The sequence below is a fragment of the Bariatricus sp. SGI.161 genome (genome assembly GCF_050313695.1).
Classification (GTDB): domain Bacteria; phylum Bacillota; class Clostridia; order Lachnospirales; family Lachnospiraceae; genus JAFBIX01.
In genome coordinates this window covers 1-3432 of sequence record NZ_JBNPLX010000063.1, presented here as the reverse complement: position 1 = coordinate 3432, position 3432 = coordinate 1, and the positions used below count along the sequence as shown (strand labels likewise).

Below are 3432 nucleotides of genomic sequence, written 5' to 3'. Positions count from 1 at the left end.
TTATATATTGTTATATTTCTGTATTCATTTTGACTACGTCCCCACGTATTCATTTTGACTACGTCCCCCTACTTATTGATTGTAACATTACAATCACGTACACCTGTGTCGTGTGGGCGTTCGTAAAAATCATAATGCCGTGTGTCCTCCGGGTCACGTATTAAATAAAACTTATCAACAAGTTCATCAAATGCCCGATGATATGTTGATCTACTCATGCCGGTAAAATTATGTACATCAACGGCAGATAACCAAAATGTATATTTATTTTGATTTTTGGCAAAGTACAGCCACAATTTAAAGGTATTCGGCTTCAAATCTCGCATAGCTGCACTCATTGCATCATTATTGATTTTGCAATATTTATTATCCAAGTCGCACGCTTCCTTTCCCTTTATCGTCAGGCTTCTTTGTTCCGGCGATGGATTAAATTCTTTCATGTAATCTTTCATGAATGACTCCTTTTCGGATATCATTCTTTTTCGCATCTTTTTAGTTGATATCTTATTCTTTCATTTTTTGTTTTGGTCGTTATAAATCTTTAAAATCTGGTGTCCAGTCATCGACTTTTACCCCCAGCTTTTCCAAAATCCCTTTTATTGTTGAGATTTCAAACAGATTTAGTGATTTGCTATATCTTTCTTGAAGGATCTTTATTAATCTACTTTCTTCACTTTCTGTTAGCTTCAGCGTTTTCATCCTCTGCCACCTCCTGACTTAATAATAGGTGATTAACTACCGTATTTACGTCAAGTAAAAAATCCCCTTTAAGAAATTGTTTTACCTTGATTAAGTTTGCAGTGCTAATGTTTCTTCTGCCATCTAACCATGCTCTTAGTGTGGCGTTTGGTATGCGTGTAACACGGCTCATATACGATATGGTTAATCCATTGTAATCGAGATAAGCGTTTGCGATTTCTCGGATTGTTAAGGTTCTTTCTTTTTCTTGGCTCATATTTGTCCTCCTGTATTTTTTACAATTACGTTAATTATTTAGTTCATGTTGTATTAATTTTTTCGCTAAAAAAATAAAAGTGGCAGCAGTTGCCCACCGCCACGAACTTGGAAAAAAGAATAGAAAAAGTGCTTTAAGCACATGTGAATAGGCAGATAATACCTACTCAAATCTATTTAAAGCACATAGAAAGGTGGGAGCAGATTACTATCTGCCCCCGATTTAAAATGAAAGAAGAAAAACAATATCTGATTTCTGTATTGTCTATCTCTTTACTATCTCCATCACTCAGCGTGAGGATTGGGTAGAATTTTGGTTTAAGTACACAAGATTTGTATACTTAAATCAACACTCTACAAAGGGCACACCTGTTGCCGACATACGTGCGCCCCTTGATAAATAATATTAGGTGAATTAATTTACCTCACCATCAAATCCGCAGTAATTACACTTTGGAATTGTTAAAAAAACAAAACAATGATGAATTATAAATAGCGAAAACAAAATACCAGTATATTTCCTTATATCCTATTTCCACATACTGTTGACATGCGTTTTTTTGAGTAAAAAACTTGCTGAAAACACGTAAATAAGCCATTTCCAGCGATTTGAGATTGTAAAAAGATTCTGTTTTGAATTGTGGAATTTGAGCAAAAAAATAACATCCTACAATGTTTTCACACTGTAAGATGTCATCTATTTGCTATACTGCTTCCTTTATTTTCGCTTTTCTTTCCCGATCATATCTCTTCCTATACTCTTTTTGGCACGCATCGCATCTGCATTTTTTCCGGCTTTTTGATCCAACTTCAAATTCTTTTCCGCAATCAATGCAGATTAGTTTTTGGGTTTCCATTTTTGCGTTGCTCCGGTGCTTATAACAGTATGATGCCGGTTTTGTCTTTCCTTGCCTGAACAATCTACCGCAAGTTTTGCATGTTCCTATTTTTCCCCCGGCAAGTCGCTCATAGTGTAAATCCAGGTGGTCATAGTCCGTAACGTAATCTATTATGTTTTCATCGCTGATATCAACAAAATTGATATACCATAATCGCAATTTGTTTTCTGTTATGTCGAATAATCCAGCATCATGCAAAGTTCCCAGTGCCCAAATCTTTTCTTGTTGGTCGGTGAACTTACAACCCCCGGCTCTTTGTATTTCCGTCCTATTCATATAAACGTAAAATTTTGTTTCCGGCGAAATCTGATTTTCAACGCCTATTGTCGCATTGTATAATCTGCGATATTTTGCTTCGACCAACATTACAAAGAGCATTCGGCGATAATTGTCATTATCAATACTCATGATAGCATCCCATTCCGATTGTGTGATCGGTGTCGGGTGTGGCAATTTCAACTTATATTTTTTTGAAGTCTCAATTGCGCTGTCAATTACCAAGAAAGATTTGACATAGTTGAATTCCGGGCATGTCCGTTTCCAGAATCCAATTAACTCTTTTTCAATCTCACTATCCATTTCAGTTAATTCCTCAACTGTAATATTATCGTAAGATTTACCGGCTTCAATTACCTTTTTATATCGTAAGTATTTAGCATAGAGTAAAGCTGCCGTTTTTGTAAACTCGTTTTCTTTAGATGCTTCCATTTTTCTGGCAATTGCCAATTCGTCAAAAGTTTTTCTTCCATTCATTTTTCAAGGTACTCCATTCATCATTCATCATTTTTTATCTGTTTTTGTTTTGCCTATTGTTTTTGGAGTCCTTTTTGTTGTACTTTTTGCCCTCCTACTTATATTATACCGCATCAATCGCCAATTTCCTTTATTTTTTTAATAAAAATATTGACTTTTTATTATTTTCATGGTATTATATATATTTATCTTATTATCTTCTTATATTTTTGTGCATATTGTATATATGCCCTTTTAAGCTCGTATTTGCCATTTTAAGCCATTTTATTATTCAGTCGATAAAGTTATCACATCCGTCATTAAAACTCGTTAAAAGCCAAAATAAACCCCATAGAACGCATTCTACAGGGTTTAATATATGCTAATAGTCTTAAAGAGAGATGGAGTCTCTCGAATGGAATGCGAAAACTACTTTCGACATGTTGAATATATCACATATTCCAAATTTGTCAATGCATTTTGAGCGACAATTTTAATTATTTTCTGACACAACTTATCATCACGACCAAAAAGAAAAAGTAATGCCAAAATTAGCATCACAGCAACGGCAATTACAGGATATATTGCTTTGTACTTTTTCATGTACTTTCTCCTTATTTTTCTTTGAATTGTATAATTGTATATCCAAATAATTTGTAATATGGAGCTGGTTTTTCATCAAATACATAATAGTTAATTGAATCAGCAACTAAGATTGCGATAAAAGAAAGAACCATCCATAATACCATAAATGGTATACAAATATCCCATTAAAATTCAATGGAAGATTTGAGTAATCCCACATAACGGGAAGTAGGTTAGTGCTTTGGAATATTGTGCCGACAAT

The 3432-nt window shown here is 34.2% G+C and carries 5 protein-coding genes; all 5 read right to left on the bottom strand.

The genetic code is table 11. The annotated features are described in order from the left end of the window. Window positions 1–68: 68 nt before the first annotated feature. Entirely contained in the window at window positions 69–452 is a 384-nt protein-coding gene (locus tag ACQRBH_RS17120) for a hypothetical protein (protein WP_427762663.1), read from the bottom strand. 79 nt (window positions 453–531) lie between these two features. Continuing rightward, complete coding sequence (locus ACQRBH_RS17115) at window positions 532–699, bottom strand: hypothetical protein (protein WP_427762662.1); 168 nt, start codon at window positions 697–699, stop codon at window positions 532–534. Further along, window positions 671–955: a hypothetical protein gene (locus ACQRBH_RS17110; RefSeq protein ID WP_427762661.1), complete on the bottom strand. Its 285-nt coding sequence runs from the start codon at window positions 953–955 to the stop codon at window positions 671–673. Before ACQRBH_RS17110 ends, ACQRBH_RS17115 begins: the two co-directional genes overlap by 29 nt. Before the next feature lie 703 nt (window positions 956–1658). After that, the gene (locus tag ACQRBH_RS17105) at window positions 1659–2606 is read right to left on the bottom strand and encodes a hypothetical protein (RefSeq protein WP_427762660.1); all 948 of its coding nucleotides are present in this window, start codon (window positions 2604–2606) and stop codon (window positions 1659–1661) included. Between the two features lie 408 nt (window positions 2607–3014). Next, the gene (locus ACQRBH_RS17100) at window positions 3015–3188 is read right to left on the bottom strand and encodes a hypothetical protein (RefSeq protein WP_427762659.1); all 174 of its coding nucleotides are present in this window, start codon (window positions 3186–3188) and stop codon (window positions 3015–3017) included. Between the last annotated feature and the right edge of the window lie 244 nt (window positions 3189–3432).

Coding starts and splice junctions, on each gene's coding strand:
- ACQRBH_RS17120 (WP_427762663.1), bottom strand. CDS start 452: ATGAAAGATTACATGAAAGAATTTAATCCATCGCCGGAACAAAGAAGC.
- ACQRBH_RS17115 (WP_427762662.1), bottom strand. CDS start 699: ATGAAAACGCTGAAGCTAACAGAAAGTGAAGAAAGTAGATTAATAAAG.
- ACQRBH_RS17110 (WP_427762661.1), bottom strand. CDS start 955: ATGAGCCAAGAAAAAGAAAGAACCTTAACAATCCGAGAAATCGCAAAC.
- ACQRBH_RS17105 (WP_427762660.1), bottom strand. CDS start 2,606: ATGAATGGAAGAAAAACTTTTGACGAATTGGCAATTGCCAGAAAAATG.
- ACQRBH_RS17100 (WP_427762659.1), bottom strand. CDS start 3,188: ATGAAAAAGTACAAAGCAATATATCCTGTAATTGCCGTTGCTGTGATG.